This window comes from Pseudomonas faucium (assembly GCF_021602585.1).
Classification (GTDB): domain Bacteria; phylum Pseudomonadota; class Gammaproteobacteria; order Pseudomonadales; family Pseudomonadaceae; genus Aquipseudomonas; species Aquipseudomonas faucium.
Map to the genome: position 1 here is coordinate 112885 of NZ_BQIP01000017.1, position 17925 is coordinate 130809.

At 66.0% G+C, this 17925-nt stretch carries 14 protein-coding genes and 1 pseudogene; 3 read left to right on the forward strand and 12 right to left on the reverse strand.

All coding sequences use genetic code 11. The annotated features are described in order from the left end of the window. Positions 1-957: a 23S rRNA pseudouridine(955/2504/2580) synthase RluC gene (gene rluC, locus L6D75_RS19370; RefSeq protein ID WP_176512228.1), complete on the reverse strand. Its 957-nt coding sequence runs from the start codon at positions 955-957 to the stop codon at positions 1-3. A gap of 810 nt (positions 958-1767) precedes the next feature. Here rluC and rne point away from each other — a divergent pair. After that, entirely contained in the window at positions 1768-5031 is a 3264-nt protein-coding gene (gene rne / locus L6D75_RS19375) for a ribonuclease E (protein WP_176512227.1), read from the forward strand. A gap of 173 nt (positions 5032-5204) precedes the next feature. Here rne and murB read toward each other — a convergent pair whose 3' ends face one another. The 8 genes from murB to L6D75_RS19415 all read right to left on the reverse strand — a co-directional run bounded on the left by murB (position 5205) and on the right by L6D75_RS19415 (position 12039). Next, the gene (gene murB / locus L6D75_RS19380; RefSeq protein WP_176512226.1) at positions 5205-6224 is read right to left on the reverse strand and encodes a UDP-N-acetylmuramate dehydrogenase; all 1020 of its coding nucleotides are present in this window, start codon (positions 6222-6224) and stop codon (positions 5205-5207) included. Then, the gene (locus L6D75_RS19385) at positions 6221-6685 is read right to left on the reverse strand and encodes a low molecular weight protein-tyrosine-phosphatase (protein ID WP_176512225.1); all 465 of its coding nucleotides are present in this window, start codon (positions 6683-6685) and stop codon (positions 6221-6223) included. The genes murB and L6D75_RS19385 overlap by 4 nt, the downstream gene beginning before the upstream one ends. Next, complete coding sequence (gene kdsB / locus L6D75_RS19390) at positions 6685-7449, reverse strand: 3-deoxy-manno-octulosonate cytidylyltransferase (RefSeq protein ID WP_176512224.1); 765 nt, start codon at positions 7447-7449, stop codon at positions 6685-6687. Before kdsB ends, L6D75_RS19385 begins: the two co-directional genes overlap by 1 nt. Then, positions 7446-7631, reverse strand: coding sequence for a Trm112 family protein (locus tag L6D75_RS19395; protein ID WP_003247142.1), 186 nt, complete (start codon positions 7629-7631; stop codon positions 7446-7448). The genes kdsB and L6D75_RS19395 overlap by 4 nt, the downstream gene beginning before the upstream one ends. Before the next feature lie 43 nt (positions 7632-7674). After that, positions 7675-8676: a tetraacyldisaccharide 4'-kinase gene (gene lpxK, locus L6D75_RS19400; RefSeq protein ID WP_176512223.1), complete on the reverse strand. Its 1002-nt coding sequence runs from the start codon at positions 8674-8676 to the stop codon at positions 7675-7677. Further along, positions 8676-9110, reverse strand: coding sequence for an ExbD/TolR family protein (locus L6D75_RS19405; protein WP_176512222.1), 435 nt, complete (start codon positions 9108-9110; stop codon positions 8676-8678). Before L6D75_RS19405 ends, lpxK begins: the two co-directional genes overlap by 1 nt. Further along, complete coding sequence (locus tag L6D75_RS19410) at positions 9107-9742, reverse strand: MotA/TolQ/ExbB proton channel family protein (protein ID WP_176512221.1); 636 nt, start codon at positions 9740-9742, stop codon at positions 9107-9109. The genes L6D75_RS19405 and L6D75_RS19410 overlap by 4 nt, the downstream gene beginning before the upstream one ends. Before the next feature lie 68 nt (positions 9743-9810). After that, on the reverse strand, positions 9811-12039 hold the full coding sequence (locus tag L6D75_RS19415; protein ID WP_176512220.1) for a DNA internalization-related competence protein ComEC/Rec2: 2229 nt from the start codon (positions 12037-12039) through the stop codon (positions 9811-9813). Positions 12040-12181: 142 nt separating this feature from the next. Between L6D75_RS19415 and L6D75_RS19420 the strand changes: the two are divergent. Continuing rightward, a pseudogene (locus L6D75_RS19420) lies at positions 12182-12679 on the forward strand (DUF2062 domain-containing protein); the annotation flags it as partial. A 12-nt stretch (positions 12680-12691) separates the two neighbouring features. Here the strand turns inward: L6D75_RS19420 and L6D75_RS19425 are convergent. The 3 genes from L6D75_RS19425 to L6D75_RS19435 form a co-directional block, all read right to left on the reverse strand. Beyond that, positions 12692-13471, reverse strand: coding sequence for an ABC transporter permease (locus L6D75_RS19425; RefSeq protein ID WP_012271145.1), 780 nt, complete (start codon positions 13469-13471; stop codon positions 12692-12694). Continuing rightward, positions 13468-14400 carry an ABC transporter ATP-binding protein gene (locus L6D75_RS19430; RefSeq protein WP_176512218.1) on the reverse strand — a complete coding sequence of 311 codons (933 nt, stop codon included), beginning with the start codon at positions 14398-14400 and terminating at the stop codon, positions 13468-13470. The genes L6D75_RS19425 and L6D75_RS19430 overlap by 4 nt, the downstream gene beginning before the upstream one ends. A 135-nt stretch (positions 14401-14535) precedes the next feature. Continuing rightward, positions 14536-15159 (reverse strand): glutathione S-transferase, encoded by a 624-nt coding sequence (locus L6D75_RS19435; protein WP_176512217.1) that lies wholly within the window; start codon positions 15157-15159, stop codon positions 14536-14538. 238 nt (positions 15160-15397) lie between these two features. Here L6D75_RS19435 and L6D75_RS19440 point away from each other — a divergent pair, with 238 nt between their 5' ends. After that, a complete protein-coding gene (locus L6D75_RS19440) occupies positions 15398-17845 on the forward strand; it encodes an acyl-CoA dehydrogenase (RefSeq protein ID WP_176512216.1) in 2448 nt (815 codons plus the stop codon). The last annotated feature ends 80 nt before the right edge of the window (positions 17846-17925 follow it).

Below are 17925 nucleotides of genomic sequence, written 5' to 3' on the forward strand. Positions count from 1 at the left end.
TCACGACGCACTCAGGCGCTCCACGGTTTTCGCCCAGACCTCATCCACCGGCGCCTCCAGCTTGAGCTCACCGCCATCGGGCAGCGGCACGGTCAGGGCGTAGGCATGCAGGAACAGGCGCTTGCCGCCCAGGTCGCGAATTTCTCGGCTGAAGTCTTCGTCACCGTACTTGCTGTCACCGGCAATCATGTGCCCGGCGTGCAGGGTATGTACGCGGATCTGGTGGGTACGCCCAGTGATCGGCCGCGCCTCGACGATGGTGGCGAACTCGCCGAAGCGGCGCAGCACGCGGAACAGGGTCAAGGCCTCCTTGCCCTCCTCGTTCACCTCGACCATGCGCTCGCCCGAGCGCAGGTTGCTCTTGAGCAACGGCGCATTGACCTGTTTCTTGGAGGTCGGCCAATGGCCGCGCACCAGCGCCATGTAGCGCTTGTCGACACCATCACCGCGCAGGGCGGCATGCAGGTGGCGCAGCATGCTGCGCTTCTTGGCGATCATCAGCAGGCCCGAGGTATCGCGGTCCAGGCGGTGCACCAGCTCCAGCTCCTTGGCGTCCGGGCGCAGCTGGCGCAGCGCCTCGATCACCCCGAAGCTCAGGCCGCTGCCGCCATGCACGGCGATGCCGGCAGGCTTGTTCATCACGATCAGCGCCTTGTCTTCGTAGACGATGGCCGCTTCCAGGCGCTGCAGCAGCCCCTGGGCGACCGGCGCCGGCTCGTCACGCTCGGGCAAACGGACCGGCGGTACGCGCACGACGTCGCCGGCCTGCAGCTTGTACTCAGGTTTGACGCGGCCCTTGTTGACCCGCACCTCGCCCTTGCGCAGGATGCGGTACACCAGCGTCTTGGGCACGCCCTTGAGCGCCGTGATGAGGAAATTGTCGATACGTTGGCCGGCAAGCTCCGGCGCGACTTCGATCAGCTTTACGCCGGAAGTCGGAGGGGTATTGGTCGTCATTGCGGGATCATAACAATTTTTTATGGAATTGAAGCACTTAATCATTACTGCTATAGTCGCGAACGCCGCCAAAAGCGGCAGGCCAGCGGCACCAGGCCCTTAGCCGGTCCCTGACCAACGCAATTCTGCAGGACGCGAGGCCGTCCTACGGGGTTTTCGCCAGTTTACCGAATTGCCTGGAATCGCCACCAGCGCCGTGTAGAGAAGACCGAAAAAAAACGACAAGCGCGGTATTTCACCTGCTTACCCGATTCTTTTCGCTGCACCTCTGCCCGCCCGTCGCTTCCACGCAACGCCCGGCGAATGCTTCGGAAATACCTGCCTTGGACATGAATGGCGCCAGCCCAGAACCTGCGCTGGCGAAAAATGCAACCCGTTGCGGATTCAGCGCGCGGCAGCACCCGAATTATCAGGGATACGTGCAGGGTGGAGATGCACAGCCCTCGGACCGTGTAGCACCGCGTCCGGCCACCGGCCCACTGAATGGCCGGCGAGCGGATAAGGTCCTGAACAGATGCCCTCGGGCGTCCACGGCTGACGGTTGATTCCTCCTCCTGACTGAGTGCACGAGGCCTGCTGGGTTGATTCGGATATCGATTCGGATATCTCTGCAGAAACCGCAGGGGCCTCGTTGGCACCGCAGCAAACAGGACGCGTCGTCGCGACAACGGCAGGCTGGGTAACCGGCTGGTGCCGAACGTTGCTCGACACGGGGGTGGCCCGGCCACCCTTTGCGCACCTTGGCACCGACCATGAGAAGTCGTGTGTGCCGAACGCCGTTTCCGGCAGCCCGGAAACCGACGGTACAACATGAAAAGAATGCTGATTAACGCAACTCAACCCGAAGAGTTGCGTGTAGCCCTGGTGGACGGCCAACGTCTCTACGACCTGGACATCGAGTCCGGCGCGCGTGAGCAGAAAAAGGCCAACATCTACAAAGGCAAGATCACCCGGATCGAGCCCAGCCTCGAAGCCGCCTTCGTCGACTTCGGCTCCGAACGTCACGGCTTCCTGCCGCTGAAGGAAATCTCCCGCGAGTACTTCAAGAAAGCCCCTGAAGGCCGCGTCAACATCAAGGAAGTGCTCAGCGAAGGCCAGGAAGTCATCGTCCAGGTCGAGAAGGAAGAGCGCGGCAACAAAGGCGCCGCCCTCACCACCTTCATCAGCCTGGCCGGCCGCTACCTGGTCCTGATGCCGAACAACCCACGTGCCGGCGGCATCTCCCGCCGCATCGAAGGCGAAGAGCGCAACGAACTGCGCGAAGCCCTCAACGGCCTGACCGTGCCGGGCGACATGGGCCTGATCGTGCGCACCGCAGGCCTTGGCCGCAGCAGCGAAGAAATGCAGTGGGACCTCGACTACCTGCTGCAGCTGTGGACCGCCATCAAGGAAGCCTCGCTGGACCGCGCCGCGCCGTTCCTGATCTACCAGGAAAGCAACGTCATCATCCGCGCCATCCGCGACTACCTGCGCCAGGACATCGGCGAAGTGCTGATCGACAGCATCGACGCCCAGGAAGAAGCCCTGACCTTCATCCGCCAGGTGATGCCGCAGTACGCCAGCAAGGTGAAGCTGTACGAAGACAGCGTGCCGCTGTTCAACCGCTTCCAGATCGAAAGCCAGATCGAAACCGCCTTCCAGCGCGTGGTCGACCTGCCGTCCGGCGGCTCGATCGTGATCGACCCGACCGAAGCCCTGGTTTCCATCGACATCAACTCGGCGCGCGCCACCAAGGGCAGCGACATCGAGGAAACCGCCCTGCAGACCAACCTGGAAGCGGCTGAGGAAATCGCCCGCCAGCTGCGCCTGCGCGACATCGGCGGCCTGATCGTCATCGACTTCATCGACATGACTCCGGCGAAGAACCAGCGCGCCGTGGAAGAGCGTGTGCGTGAATGCCTGGAGGCCGACCGTGCCCGTGTCCAGGTAGGCCGCATCTCGCGTTTCGGCCTGCTGGAAATGTCCCGCCAGCGCCTGCGCCCATCGCTCGGCGAAAGCAGCGGCATCGTCTGCCCGCGCTGCTCCGGCACCGGCATCATCCGTGACGTCGAATCCCTGTCGCTGGCCATCCTGCGCCTGATCGAGGAAGAGGCCCTGAAGGACCGCACCGCCGAGGTTCGCGCCCAGGTGCCGATCCCGGTAGCCGCCTTCCTGCTCAACGAGAAGCGCAACTCGATCACCAAGATCGAACTGCGCACTCGCGCCCGCATCATCATCCTGCCGAACGATCACCTGGAAACCCCGCACTTCGAAGTCCAGCGCCTGCGCGACGACAACCCGGAAGTGCTGAACAACCAGTCCAGCTACGAAATCGCCGCTGCCGAAGCCGAAGAAGCGCCGCTGCCGACCGCCACCCGCACCCTGGTTCGCCAGGAAGCCGCGGTGAAGACCGCGCCGGCCCGCGCCAACGCACCGGTACCGACCGCCGAGGAAGAGCAGCCAGCCGCACCCGCAGCCCCTGCACCGAGCGTGCCGGAACCAAGCCTGTTCAAGGGCCTGGTCAAGTCGCTGGTCAGCCTGTTCGCCGGCAAGGAAGAACCTGCCGCCGCCCCGGCCGTGGCTGCCGAGAAGCCAGCCAGCGAACGCACCCCGCGTAACGAGGAGCGTCGCAACGGCCGCCAGCAGAGCCGCAACCGCAACGGTCGCCGTGACGAAGAGCGCAAGCCGCGCGAAGAGCGTGCCGAGCGCGCCCCGCGTGAAGAGCGTCAGCCTCGTGAAGAGCGTCAGCCTCGTGAAGAGCGTGCCCCGCGTGAAGAACGCGCACCACGCCAGCCACGCGAAGACCGCCGCGGCAACCGCGAAGAGCGCCCGGCGCGCGAACTGCGTGAACCCCTGGATGCCGCACCGGTCGTGCGCGAAGAGCGCCAGCCGCGTGAAGAGCGTGCCCCACGTGAAGAGCGTGTAGCCCGCGAAGAACGCGCACCGCGTGAAGAGCGTGCACCTCGCGAAGAACGTGCTCCACGTGAAGAGCGTGCTCCTCGCGAAGAGCGCGCCCCACGTGAAGAACGTGCCCCTCGCGAAGAACGCGCTCCGCGTGAAGAGCGTGCACCTCGCGAAGAACGTGCTCCACGTGAAGAACGCGCCCCTCGTGAAGAGCGCCAGCCTCGCCCACCGCGTGAAGAGCGCCAGCCACGCGCTGCCGAACAGGCCGCCGAGCAGGCTGCAGAGCTCGCCGAAGAGCAACTGCCGAACGAAGAGCTGCTGCAGGACGAGCAGGAAGGTGCCGATGGCGAGCGTCCGCGTCGTCGCTCCCGTGGCCAGCGTCGTCGCAGCAACCGTCGTGAGCGCCAGCGCAATGCCAACGGCGAGCTGATCGACGGCGATGACGAAGGCAGCGAAGGCAACGAAGAGCAGCCGCAACAGCACCAGGCCTCCGAGCTGGGTGCCGAATTGGCCGCCGGCCTTGCCGTTACCGCCGCCGTCGCCAGCAGCAACATCAGTGCCGATGCCGAAGCCCAAGCCAACCAGCAAGCCGAACGCGCCACTGCCGAAGCCGCTGTTACCGAAACCCGCGAAACCGCCCAGCCGGCAGAAGCTGTCGAGGCGGTAACCCAGGCCGAGGAAGTTGTGATCGCGCCAGTGGTCGAGCAGCCTGTCAGCGAGCCCGTTGCCGTGGTCGAAGCCAGCGCTGAGCCGGTGGTCGAAGTTGCACCACAGCCCGTTGTCGAAACTGAAGCTGCCCCTGCCGTTGAACCGGTAGTGGTCGCCGAATCGCCTGTCGAAGCTCCAGCCGTCGAAGCCGGTGAAGCCGAGAAGCCTCAGGTTGCCTTCGAAGCCGCCCCTGCCGAAGAGCCGGCAGCGGTCGTCGAAGCCCAGCCAGAAGTGGTAGCAGAGCCTGCTCCGGTTGTTGCCGAGGTAGCGCCGGTCGCCGCCGAGCCTGCCCCGGTGGAAGCACCGGCAGCGGTCGAAGCCGCTACCGTGATGCTGCCTAACGGCCGCGCGCCGAACGACCCACGTGAAGTGCGTCGCCGCAAGCGTGAAGCCGAGGCCGCTGCCAAGGCTGCACAGCAAGCTGCTGCCGCCGACGAGCCTGCCCTGGAAACCGCCCATGAGCACAAGCCTCACCACGGTTGATAGCAACGGCTGAATGAAAAAGCCCCGCCAGTGCGAACTGGCGGGGCTTTTTCTTGGCCGGGGGTTTTGTGTTGACTGCATCGCCGGCAAGCCGGCTCCCACAATAAGAGCGCCGCTGTACAGGTGGGGGCCGGCTTGCCGGCGATGAGGCCAGCGCGGCCCCAACCCAACATTCAGTAGAGGTTCGGCTCCATCTCAAGCTCAACCCCAAAGCGCTCCAGCACATCCGCCTGGATCCGCTGCGCCAGCGCATGCATCTGCCCCCCGCTCGCCTGGCCATAATTGACCAGCACCAGCGACTGCAGCCGATGCACCCCGGCATCCCCTTCGCGATACCCCTTCCACCCCGCCTGCTCGATCAACCAGCCCGCCGCCAGCTTCACCTGGCCATCGGCCTGGGCGTAGCCAACCACCGCGGGATGTTGAGCGCGAATGCGCTCCACGAGCACAGCAGATACCACCGGATTCTTGAAGAAGCTGCCGGCATTGCCCAGCTCGGCCGGGTCCGGCAGCTTTTCGCGGCGGATGCTGCAGATGGCATCGCTGATTGCCTGCGCGGTGGGCCGTTCGACGCCCTGCTCCTGCAAGCGCTGACGCACCGGGCCGTAGTCCAGGTGCGCCTGCAGCACATGGCTCAAGGCAAAACGCACCCGCAGGATCAACCAGCGGCCAGGGTTGCGCTTGAACAGGCTGTCGCGATAACCGAAGGCGCATTCCTCAAGGCCAAAGTCACGCAACTCGCCGGTCTCCCGGTCTAGCGCGGTCAGCCCGACGAACACATCCTTGATCTCCACGCCATAGGCGCCCACGTTCTGCATCGGCGCGGCGCCCACCGTGCCTGGGATCAGGCTGAGGTTTTCCAGGCCACAGAAGCCTTGCGCCAGCGACCATTGCACGAACGGGTGCCAGGCTTCGCCCGCTTCGGCCTCGACCACCACCCGCGTGCCGTCATCGCTGAGCACGCGGCGCCCCTGGCTGGCCATGCGCAGCACCAGCGCATCGACATCACGGGTCAGCAGCAGGTTGCTGCCGCCGCCGATCACCAACACCGGCACGCCGGCCTCGTGCGCCAGCCGCAGGGCCTCGCGCACCTCTTCATCGTTGTGCGCCTGGGCAAAGTAGCGGGCTTTCACATCGATGCCGAAGCTGTTGTAGGGCTTGAGCGAGACTTGCGCTTGCCAACCCGCCGTCATAACCGCCCCTTGATTTCCACGACCAGCTCACGGCACGCCGCCTCGATCAGGTCGAGCACCTGCTCGAAGCCATCGGCGCCGCCGTAGTAAGGGTCTGGCACTTCGTCCAGGGCGGCGCCATAGCGGCGCAGGAACAGGTCCAGCTCACCCACGGCGCTGTGCGGGCGCATGGCGCGCAGGTGGCCGAGGTTGCTTTCATCCATGGCCAGAATCAGGTCGTACTCGGCAAAGTGCGCCGCCTTGACCTGCTGCGCACGCTGCGCCGAGAGGTCGTAACCGCGGGCCAGCGCAGCCTTGCAGGTGCGGCTGTCGGGCGCCTTGCCCACGTGCCAGTCACCGGTACCGGCAGATGCCACCTGCACCTGGTCGGCCAGCCCTGCGGCCTGCAGTTGATGGCGCAGCACACCTTCGGCAGTGGGCGAACGGCAGATGTTGCCCAGGCACACGAACAGAACGCGCATCAGGCCTCCAGCAAGCGCCTTACGCGCTCAAGGTCTTCAGGGGTGTCGACACCAACGGCGGGCGCCTCGATGGCGTCCTCGACGTGGATGCGCACGCCGTGCCACAGGGCACGCAGCTGCTCCAGCGCTTCGCTCTGCTCGAGCCAGCAAGGGCCCCAGGCGACGAAGTCCTGAAGGAAGCCGACGCGGTAGGCGTACATGCCGATATGGCGGCGATACGGCACGCCTTCGGGCAGTTGCTCGCGGCCCTTGGCGAAGGCATCGCGCGCCCACGGCAGTGGCGCACGGCTGAAGGTCAATGCCAGGCCGTTCTTGTCGCTGACCACCTTGACCGCGTTCGGGTTGAACACGGTTTCGGGGTCGTGGATCGGCTCGGCCAGGGTGGCGATGCTCGCCTGCGGGTGAGCAGCCAGGTTGGCGGCCACCTGGTCGATGATCACCGGCGGAATCAGCGGCTCGTCACCCTGCACGTTGACCACGATGGCATCGGCGGCCAGGCCCAGGTGCGCGGCCACTTCGGCCAGGCGGTCGGTGCCCGACTCATGGTCGGCGCGGGTCATCAGCACTTCGCCGCCAAAGGCCTGGCACGCCTCGACGATGCTGGCATCGTCGGTGGCGATGACCACGCGGCTGGCGCCGCTCTTGCGCGCCTGCTCCCAGACGTGCTGGATCATCGGCTTGCCGGCGATCAGCAGCAGCGGTTTGCCCGGCAGGCGCGTGGAGCGCAGGCGAGCAGGAATCACCACGGTGAAGTCGAGGCTCATTTGTCCAGGCGCTCGTCGTCGGTCAGGGTGCGCGCCTCGCTTTCCAGCATCACCGGGATGCCATCGCGAATCGGGTAGGCCAGGCCTGCGCCCTTGCTGATCAGCTCGGTCTTGTCGGCGCTGAGCTTGAGCGGGCCTTTGGTGATCGGGCAGGCCAGGATGTCGAGCAGTTTGGTGTCCATGGAAGCGTCCTTGAGGCCAGGTGGCCGGAAATTGAAAACGGGCTCAGGGCTTGCGCAGCAGGCGCTGCAGCTGGCTGTCGAACCAGGCCGTGAAGGCCGGGGTGGGCTGGGCCTCGACGGCCAGGTACCACCAGTCGTCGGCGGCGAAGGCCCGGCATTTCACCGCATCCTTCTCGGTCATCACCAACGGCAAGGGCGGGCTGAATGCCAGGCGCTCGGCGCTGAACTCGGCGTGGTCGGCGAAGGGGTGCGGCACCGGCTGCCAGTTTAGCCCCAGCAGGGTATTGAAGAAACGTTGCGGGTTGCCGATACCGGCGACCGCGTGCAGGCGCTGGCCTGCCGGAAACAGATCGAGCCCGCGCCGCTCGCCGCTGCGCAGGTTGACCAGGGCGCTGGGCTGCAGGCTGAAGGCAAAACCGTCTGCACGATCGGCGCTGGCGCCGTTGAACAGCACGGCATCGGCCTCTTGCAGGCGCTCGGCGGGCTCGCGCAAGGGCCCGGCCGGCAGGCAGCGGCCATTGCCCAGGCCGCGCGCGGCATCGATCAGCACCAGCTCCAGGTCACGCGCCAGGCGGTAGTGCTGCATGCCATCGTCACACAGGATCAGGTCCAGCGGCTCGCTGGCCAACAGCGCCTGCACGGCGCGGGAGCGGTCCGGGTCGATCATCAGCGGCACGCCGGTGCGCTGGACGATCAGCAAAGGCTCGTCGCCAGCCTGTTCGGCTGGCTGCTGCGCCTCGACCCGCCACGGCAGTTGCGGCGGTTTGGCACCGTAGCCACGGCTGACCACACCGACCTTCAGCCCCTGCCGGCGGCAATGCTCGATCAGCCAGAGGATCATCGGCGTCTTGCCGGTACCGCCAATGGTGATGTTGCCGACCACGATGACCGGCACCGGGGCGCGGTAGCTGGCGCTTTCACCACTGAGAAAGCGCGCCCGCTTGCGCGTGACCACGCGGCGGTACAACGCCTCCAGCGGGCGCAGCAGCGCCAGCGCAGGGTGCCCGGCATACCAGGCCGCCAGCAGGCGGTCGGCGAACGCCATCAGGGTGTCCCCTGGGCCGCCTCGACGGTGGTCATGCGCAGTTGGCTGAAACCGAGCTTGCCGGCAGCATCCATTGCGGTGATCACAGCCTGGTGCGGCGTCTTGCCGTCGGCGCTGATTGCCAGGGGCAACTTATTGTCGCCAGCGGACTCACGCTCGATGGCCTCGGTCAGGGTGGCCAGGTCGCTCTTGGGCAGCAGGTGGTTGTTCACCGAGTACACGCCCTCGGCGCTGATGGTGACCTCCACCAGCTTGCCCTGGTCGGCAGGCGGCTGCTCGGCGCTGGCGGCCTCGGGCAGCTCGACGCGCAGCTGGGTCTCGCGGGTGAAGGTGGTGGTGACCACGAAGAACAGCAGCAGGACGAACACCACGTCGATCAGCGACGCCAGGTTGATGTCGACGTTCTCCCGCTGGCGATTGCGCCGGAACTTCACGCCTTGCCTCCGGCCACTTCCACTTCGCGGTCGCCCTGGATCACTTCCACCAGCTTGATCGCTTCCTGCTCCATGCCCACCACCAGCTCATCGATGCGGCGCAGCAGGAAGCGGTGGAAGAACACGGCGGGGATACCAATCATCAGGCCGGCCGCGGTGGTGACCAGGGCCTTGGAGATACCGCCCGCCAGCACGGCGGCATTGGCGGTCATCTGCGAGCCCATGAAGGCGCTGAAGATGTCGATCATGCCCAGCACGGTGCCCAGCAGGCCCAGCAGCGGAGCCATGGCGGCAATGGTGCCGAGGGTGCTGATATAGCGCTCCAGGTCATGGATGACCCGCGAAGCGGCCTCTTCGATGCACTCTTTCATGATCTCGCGGCCATGGCGCGAATTGGCCAGGCCCGCAGCGAGGATCTCGCCCAGCGGCGAATCGGCGCGCAGGGCCTTGAGCTTGTCACTGGTGAGCTGCTTGTCCTTGATCCACATCCACACCTGGCCGAGCAGGTGCGGCGGGGTGACACGGCTGGCGCGCAGGGTCCACAGGCGCTCGACGACGATTGCCATGGCGACGACGGAGCTCAGAATGATCGGCAGCATCATCCAACCACCGGACTTGACCAATTCCCACACAGTAAACGCCCCTTCGGAAAAAGGCCGCCACTCTACCATACGCACGCGGGGCGCTCATCTGCCGAAGGTCAGGGAATTGACTGTGCATCGCGCCAGAAGCGGCGCTGCGCGCGCCCCCCCTCGGCGGCGCCCCGGCTGCCCAGCAGCAGGCGCAATGCGCCCTCTTGCGCCGTATCGTGGATCGCCAGCTGGTGACGGCGATAGCGCTCTAGCACCTGCGCATGGGGGTGGCCGAAGCCATTGTTGCGCCCGCGGGAAATGATGACCCCGCGTGGCGCCGTGGCCCGCAAGAATCGCTCGGTGGAGGAGCTGGCGCTGCCGTGGTGCGGCGCCTGCAACCAGTCGATGGCCGGCGCCGGGTGGTCGGCCAACCAGGCGCGCTCGGCGCCGGCTTCCATATCGCCGGCCAGTAGCAGGCGCTCGCCCTGCGCCTCGACCAGCAAGACACAGGAGCGATCATTGCTGCCCTCCCCCTCGCCCCAGTGCCACAGCGAAAAACGCACGCCATCCCATTCCCACCCTTCGTGACTGACGCATGGCTGCGCCGACAACGGCGCAGCGAGCGCCTGCGCCTCGCCACTGAGCACCCGCGCCACCGGCAGCCCCCGGGCAACCGCCAATGCCCCGCCAGCATGGTCGGCGTGGGCGTGGCTGATCAGCATCAGGTCCAGTTGCCGCACGCCCAGTTTGTGCAAGGTGGGCAGCACGACCCGCTCGCCAAGGTCCACGTCACCGCGCGCCGGGCCAGCGTCGTACAGCACGCTGTGCTGGCGCGTGCGCAGCAGCACCGCCAGGCCCTGGCCGACATCCAGGTGCCAGACCTCCACCTGGCCATGCGCCACCGGCGCCTTGGGCACCCACAGGGCCAACAGCATGACCCACCCCAGGCCGCGCAGCGGCACACCCCGTGGCAGCAGCACCAGCAGCGCCCCCAGGCACACCAGTGCCCAGGCCCACAGCGGCAAGGCCGGCGGCACCCAGGCCGGGCGCCAGGCGGCGAGCCCTTGCAGCACCCGCAGCAGGCCATCCAGCAGGCCGCCTGCCAGCCACAGCAATGCCTCGCCAACGCCTGGCAGTGGCAGCAGCAAGGTGCCCAGCAGCGCCAGCGGCAATACCGCCAGGCTGATCCAGGGCACGGCCACCAGGTTTGCCAATGGCGCACTGAGGCTGACCGGCAGCCCGGTGGCCAACAGGATGGGCAGCAGGCCGATGGCGATCACCCACTGGGCGCGGGTCCATGCCTGCCAGGGGCGCCAGCCGCCCAGGCGCCCGCTGAAGCAATAGACCAGCGTCGCCACCGCGCCGAACGACAACCAGAACCCCGGCAGCAAGGCGGCCAGGGGCTCGGCGATCAGCACCAGGTTGAGCGCCACCAGCAACGGGAAGAAGGCCCCCAGGTGGCGAAAGCGCAAGCGCCAGAGCAGCACCACCGCCAACATCAGGCAAGCGCGCTGCACCGGCACCCCGGCGCCGGCCAGCCAGCCGTAGGCCAGCGCCGCCGCCAGCGCCAGGGCACAGGCGCAAGGCAGCCAAGGCAGGCGCCGAGGCCACAGCCCCCAGCGCGCCAGGCCCGCCACCAGGGCGTACAGCAGCCCGGCCACCAGGCCGATGTGCTGGCCCGAAATCACCAGCAGATGCACCGTGCCCGTGGCTTGCAACACTTGCCAGTCGCTCTGGGCCAGCCCGCTGCCGTCGCCGAGCACCAGTGCCACCAACGCCGCCTGCCTGCCGTTGGCATCGACGGCCAGCAGCCGCTGGCGCAGGGCATCGCGCCAACTCGGCGCCTGCGCCTGCAGCACGTGGCCTGCCTTGACCGTGCCGGTCGCACCCACCCGCCGGGCCAGCAAATGCGCCTCGCGGTCAGGCCCATGTGGATTGAGCAACCCGGCGGGCCGTTGCAAGGTCACGGCCAGGCGCCACTGCTCACCAGCCCGCACCGGCGGGCCACCGAACCAGCTCAGTTGCAGGCGCGAGGGCAGCTCGGCGCGACGCGAGCGGGGTTGTTCCAGCTCAAAACGCACGCTTTGCCCGGTGTGGCTCGGCAACCCGACCACCCGGCCTTCCAGCCACAGGGTGCGGCCATCGAGGGGCAGCGCCAGGCGGTCGTCCAGCGCCAGTTGCGCCGACCAGCAGGCCAAGCACAAACCCAGCAGGAAACACCCCACCGGCCAACCGCGCGTGCGCAGGCACAGCAGCCCGCCGCAAAGCAGCAGGCAAAGCCATCCGACCGACGGCAATGCGGGGAGAAGGCCCAGGCACAACAGCCCGAGCGCCAGCGCAAGCATCCCTGTGCGCATGAGGTAGAGCTCCAGAAGCAAAATCGCTTACTGAGGCATAGCTGAAATGCCGCACTGGCTCGCTCAACAATTGTCACAAACTCTGAACGAGCCTGAGCGGGAATCAAGGCATACTGCCTCGATCAACGCGCCAGGAGCCTACATGCCGCGCCGACTTTTCAAACGGTACATGCCGGATCCAACCAGCATCAGGGAACACAAGTCCCTGCGCTTTTTCGGCAAGCTGCTACACGACCCGAACCTCTGGCACCTGAACCGTCACTCGGTGGCGCGGGCCATGGGCGTGGGCCTGTTCGCGGCGTTGATCCCGATCCCCATGCAGATGCTGCTGGCGGCGGCGCTGGCCATCCCGGTACGCGGCAACCTGCCGATTGCCGTCAGCCTGGTATGGCTGACCAACCCGCTGACCATGCCGCCGGTGTTCTTCGTCACCTACATGACCGGTGCCTGGCTGATGCAGGTGCCGCCGCGCACCCTGCCCGACGAACTCACCTTCGAATGGATCACCGACCAGCTGGCAACGCTGTGGCAACCGTTCCTGCTGGGCTCGGTGGTGTGCGGGGTGGTGCTGGGCATCGCCGCCTACTTCACCACCATGCTGTACTGGCGTTGGTGGGTCGGCCGGCAGTGGCGCCGGCGCAAGCACAAGGCCTCAGGCGCGCATGCCGCGGCCGCTGACCAGCAGGCGAACGCACAGCAGGTAGAGCACCGCGGTGGCCACCAGCATGAAGGTGATCGCCGTACCAATGCTGATATCCGACACCCCTAGGATGCCGTAGCGGAACGAGTTGACCATGTGCAGCACCGGGTTGGCCAACGACACGGTCTGCCAGAACGGCGGCAGCAGGTTGATCGAGTAGAACACCCCGCCCAGGTAAGTCAACGGCGTCAGCACGAAGGTCGGGATGATCGAGATATCGTCGAAGTTGCGCGCAAACACGGCGTTGACGAAGCCCAGCAGCGAAAAGATGGTGGCGGTCAACAGCACCACGATCACGGTCACGCCCAGGTGGTGCACCTGCAGGTCGGTGAAGAACATCGACAGGATGGTCACGATCACCCCGACCGCCAGGCCGCGCAGTACACCGCCCAGCACATAGCCGACGAGAATGGTGTGCGGCGACACCGGCGATACCATCAGCTCTTCGATCGAGCGCTGGAACTTGCTGCCGAAGAAGCTAGACACCACGTTGCCATAGGAGTTGGTGATCACCGACATCATGATCAGCCCCGGCACGATGTACTGCATGTAGGTGAAGCCACCCATGTCGCCGATCTGCCGGCCGATCAGGTTACCGAAGATCACGAAGTACAGGACCATGGTGATCGCCGGCGGCAGCAGGGTCTGCGGCCAGATGCGCAAGAAGCGCCGCACTTCGCGGTAGACGATGGTATTGAGGGCCACCCAGTTGGTGCGCAGTTCCACACTCATATGGCCACCTTCGACAGGTTTTTTTCCACCAGGGACACGAACAGCTCCTCGAGTCGGTTGGTCTTGTTGCGCAGGCTCTGCACCTCGATGTTCTGCAGGGCCAGCTGGCCGAACAGCGCGGTGATGCCGATGTCTTTTTCCACCTGCACTTCCAGGGTGTGCGGGGTCAGCAGGCGGCACGGGTAGCCTTGCAGGGCCGGCGCCTGGGCCAGGTCCTGCTTGAGGTCGAGGACGAAGGTCTCGACATGCAGCTTGCCCAGCAACTGGCGCATGCTGGTGTTCTCGACGATGGTGCCGTGGTCGATGATGCCGATGTTGCGGCACAGCTGCTCGGCTTCTTCCAGGTAGTGGGTGGTGAGGATAATGGTGATGCCCTTCTGGTTGAGCTCGGTGAGGAAGCTCCACATCGAACGGCGCAGCTCGATGTCCACCCCGGCGGTCGGCTCGTCGAGGATCAGCAGGCGCGGTTCGTGGATCAGCGCGCGGGCGATCATCAACCGGCGCTTCATGCCACCGGACAGCGAGCGCGACTGCACGTCACGCTTGTCCCACAGGCCCAACTGGGTCAGGTACTGCTCGGCGCGCTCCTTGGCCAGCTTGGGCGGGATGCCGTAGTAGCCGGCCTGGGTCACGACGATGTCGAAGGTCTTCTCGAACTGGTTGAAGTTGAATTCCTGCGGCACCACGCCCAGGCAACGCTTGAGCGCAGCGGGCTCGCGGTCCAGGTCATGGCCGAACACGTTGACCGTGCCACTGGTCTTGTTGACCAGGGTCGAGAGGATGCCGATGGTGGTGGACTTGCCGGCACCGTTGGGGCCGAGCAAGGCGAAGAAGTCGCCTTCGGCAACATCCAGGTCGATGCCTTTGAGGGCCTGGAAGCCGTTGCCGTAGGTCTTGGTCAGCTGTCGGATGGACAGGGCAGAACTCATAGCGGGTCACGTACCGAATAAAAAATGGTTCAGGACACGCCAGGCGAAGTCACTGGCGCAGTGAGTGCGGCCATGGTGCAAGGCCAGGCCGCACAAGTACAGTCACATCTATTGATAATGACTATCGAAGCAGGGTCAGGTCAGCGCGGTCATCACGGCGGCCTGGTAGGCCGGGCGCTGTTTCAGGCGCTCGTACCAGGCTTGCAGGTGGTGCATGGCCGGGCGCTCGATGGGCATTTCGAACCAGGCATAGACGAAGCTCCCCAGTGGGATGTCGCCCATGCCGACCTGGTCACCGGAAAGATAAGGCTGGTGCGCCAGGGTTTGATCGGCAATAGACAGCAATTGCGCGCACTGCTTGTGCGCGGCGTTGATCGCCACCCAATCACGTTGCTCTTCGGGGGTGCGCAAAAGGCCCCAGAACAGCGGGCGGAACGGCGTGGCGAAGGACGAGGTGGTCCAGTCCATCCACTTGTCGGCCAGGGCGCGCTGGCGTGGGTCTTCGAGGTACCAGCCCTGCTCGGCGCCGTATTCGGCGCAAAGGTAGCGCACGATGGCGTTGGATTCCCACAGCACCAGGTCGCCATCTTCGAGCATGGGCACCAGGCCATTGGGGTTGAGGGCACGGTAGTGCGGCTCGTTGACCACGCCGAAGGCACCGCCGGCGTCGATGGCTTCGAAGTCCAGGCCCAGCTCGTGGGCGATCCACAGCGCCTTGCGCACATTGCTCGAATTCTTGCGGCCCCAGATCTTCAGCATGGCAACGTCCTTATGGAATGCGGAGGGAAGACAGTCTACTCCAGAGCTCCATCGCCTGTACTGGCCCTATCGCCGGCAAGCCGGCTCCCACAAAGAGCCGGCGATAGGGCCACCACAGCCGCAGATGAACTGAAACTCCCGTCGCCCCTCCCTGTCACTGTCATGACCCTGCCGTTTTTTGCGTTGCGTCTAAGCTCTGTGGGACGGCCCAAGCCCCTGGTTCCAAGGAGGACCGATTATGTTGCTGTTGTGGTTGGTAGTGCTGGTGATCGGCGCGGCGTACCTCACGCACCGGCGCCTGGCGCCCTTGCAGATTCTCGGGATCATGGCGGCCTACGTGCTGCTCATGGGCATCTTCAGCAAAGCCCCTGGCTGGTTGCTGATCCTGATCTGGGCCATCCTGGCGGTGAAAATCGCCCTGGTGGCGCTGCCGAAATGGCGGCGCAAGGTGTTCACCGGCCCGGTGTTCAAGTGGTTCAAGCGCACCCTGCCGCCCATGTCGCAGACCGAGCGCGAAGCGATCGACGCCGGCACCGTGTGGTGGGACGGCGAGCTGTTCAGCGGCCGCCCCGACTGGGGCACGCTGCTCGACTACCCGGCGCCCAAGCTGACCGATGAAGAGCAGGCTTTCATCGACGGCCCCACCGAAGAGCTGTGCGCCATGGTCAGCGACTGGCAGATCGGCCAGGATCTGGACCTGCCGCTCGAAGCCTGGCAGCACATCAAGGAGCACGGCTTCTTCGCCCTGATCATCCCCAAGGAGTACGGCGGCAAAGGTTTCTCCGCCTATGCTCACTCCCAGGTGGCGATGAAACTGGCCACCCGCAGCGGCGACCTGGCCTCCACGGTGATGGTGCCCAACTCCCTCGGCCCGGCCGAGCTGCTGCTGCACTACGGCACCGATGAACAGCGCAACCACTACCTGCCCCGCCTGGCCCGCGGCGATGACATCCCCTGCTTCGCCCTCACCGGCCCGTTGGCCGGCTCCGACGCCGGCGCCATGCCCGACACCGGCGTCATCTGCAAAGGCCAATGGCAGGGTGAAGAAGTCATCGGCCTGCGCCTGAACTGGGAAAAGCGCTACATCACCCTCGGCCCGGTCGCCACCCTGCTCGGCCTGGCGTTCAAGGCCTACGACCCGGACCACCTGCTTGGCGAGCAAGAAGAGCTGGGCATCAGCCTGGCGCTGATCCCCACCGACACCCCCGGGGTGGAGATCGGCAAGCGCCACCTGCCCCTGGGTGCGGCGTTCATGAATGGCCCCAACAGCGGCAAGGACGTGTTCGTGCCGCTGGACTTTCTCATCGGCGGCCAGGCCATGCTCGGCAAGGGCTGGATGATGCTGATGAACTGCCTGTCGGTGGGCCGCTCGATTTCCCTGCCTGCCGTGGGCACAGGCGCGGCCAAGTACACCAGCCTGGTCACCGGCCAGTACGCCAACATCCGCGAGCAGTTCAACGTGCCGCTGGCAGCCTTCGAGGGCATCCAGGAGTCACTGGCGCGCATCGGCGGCAACGCCTGGCTGATGGACAGCGCCCGCCTGCTGACCGCCAAGGCCGTGGACCTGGGCGAGAGACCGTCGGTGTTGTCGGCGATCCTCAAGTATCACCTCACCGAACGCGGCCGCGAGTGCATCCAGCATGCGATGGACGTGCACGGCGGCAAGGGCATCATCATGGGTCCCAACAACTACCTGGGCCGCAGCTGGCAGGGCGCACCGATCTTCATCACGGTGGAAGGCGCGAACATCCTCTCGCGCAACCTGATGATCTTTGGCCAGGGCGCCATCCGCTGCCACCCGTTCGTGCTCAAGGAAATGGCCCTCGCGGGGCGCGAGGACCACGACCAGGCACTCGAGGAATTCGACGATCTGCTGATGAAGCACATCATGTTCGCCGCCGGCAACGCGTCCAGCACATTGGTGTTCAACCTGGGGCTCGGGCGCTTCGAGTCGGTGCCCGGCGATGCCTTGAGCCAGGGTTACTTCCGCGCCCTCAATCGCCAGGCTGCCGCTTTCGCGCTGCTGGCCGACTTGTCGATGATGCTGCTCGGCGGCGCACTCAAACGCCGCGAGCGGCTGAGTGCACGGCTGGGCGATGTATTGAGCTACCTGTACCTGTCCAGCGCCGCGCTCAAGCGCTATCACGACCTGGGCTCCCCCGAGCACATGCAGCCACTGCTGCGTTGGGCCATGGAGGAAAGCCTGGGCCAGGCGGAAAGCGCACTGGACCAACTGCTGGACAACTTCCCCAACCGTTTTGTCGGTTGCGCACTGCGTGTGCTGGTGTTCCCCTTCGGCCGCCGCCATACCGGCCCAAGCGATGAACTGGACGCCGAGGTAGCCGCGCTGATCGGCCGCAGTAAAGGCGACCCGGCACTGGAAGAATTGCTCGCTGGCTGCTTCCGGCCGCAAGCCGAGGGCGACCCGGTGGCGGCGCTGCAACGGGCCTGCGACACGCTGGCCGAAGTTGCGCCGCTGCACAAGGTGCTGCACCAGGCGATCAAGGAGGGCAAGGTGCAAGCCACCCCGGGGCAGTCAGCCATCGAAGCAGCCGTCCACAGCGGTGTACTGCAAGTCGAAGAGGGGCAACGGTTGCATGCCGCCGAAGAAGCGCGCAGGGCGGTGATCGATGTCGATGCATTCGACAAGGAACAGTTGCGGCCTGAACAAGGCAAGGTGCGCTGAATGGCAGGGGGCCGTTTTGCGGCCCCCTGCCCACCGGCGTATACTCCGCCCCCGTTTCAACCACCCCGAGGACCCTCCCC

Bases quoted from the DNA above. Each gene is read 5' to 3' on its own strand.
- L6D75_RS19430 (WP_176512218.1), bottom strand. From the start codon at position 14,400: ATGAGTTCTGCCCTGTCCATCCGACAGCTGACCAAGACCTACGGCAAC.
- L6D75_RS19440 (WP_176512216.1), top strand. From the start codon at position 15,398: ATGTTGCTGTTGTGGTTGGTAGTGCTGGTGATCGGCGCGGCGTACCTC.
- murB (WP_176512226.1), bottom strand. From the start codon at position 6,224: ATGACGGCGGGTTGGCAAGCGCAAGTCTCGCTCAAGCCCTACAACAGC.
- rne (WP_176512227.1), top strand. From the start codon at position 1,768: ATGAAAAGAATGCTGATTAACGCAACTCAACCCGAAGAGTTGCGTGTA.
- kdsB (WP_176512224.1), bottom strand. From the start codon at position 7,449: ATGAGCCTCGACTTCACCGTGGTGATTCCTGCTCGCCTGCGCTCCACG.
- L6D75_RS19435 (WP_176512217.1), bottom strand. From the start codon at position 15,159: ATGCTGAAGATCTGGGGCCGCAAGAATTCGAGCAATGTGCGCAAGGCG.
- L6D75_RS19395 (WP_003247142.1), bottom strand. From the start codon at position 7,631: ATGGACACCAAACTGCTCGACATCCTGGCCTGCCCGATCACCAAAGGC.
- L6D75_RS19415 (WP_176512220.1), bottom strand. From the start codon at position 12,039: ATGCGCACAGGGATGCTTGCGCTGGCGCTCGGGCTGTTGTGCCTGGGC.
- rluC (WP_176512228.1), bottom strand. From the start codon at position 957: ATGACGACCAATACCCCTCCGACTTCCGGCGTAAAGCTGATCGAAGTC.
- L6D75_RS19385 (WP_176512225.1), bottom strand. From the start codon at position 6,685: ATGCGCGTTCTGTTCGTGTGCCTGGGCAACATCTGCCGTTCGCCCACT.
- L6D75_RS19425 (WP_012271145.1), bottom strand. From the start codon at position 13,471: ATGAGTGTGGAACTGCGCACCAACTGGGTGGCCCTCAATACCATCGTC.
- lpxK (WP_176512223.1), bottom strand. From the start codon at position 8,676: ATGGCGTTCGCCGACCGCCTGCTGGCGGCCTGGTATGCCGGGCACCCT.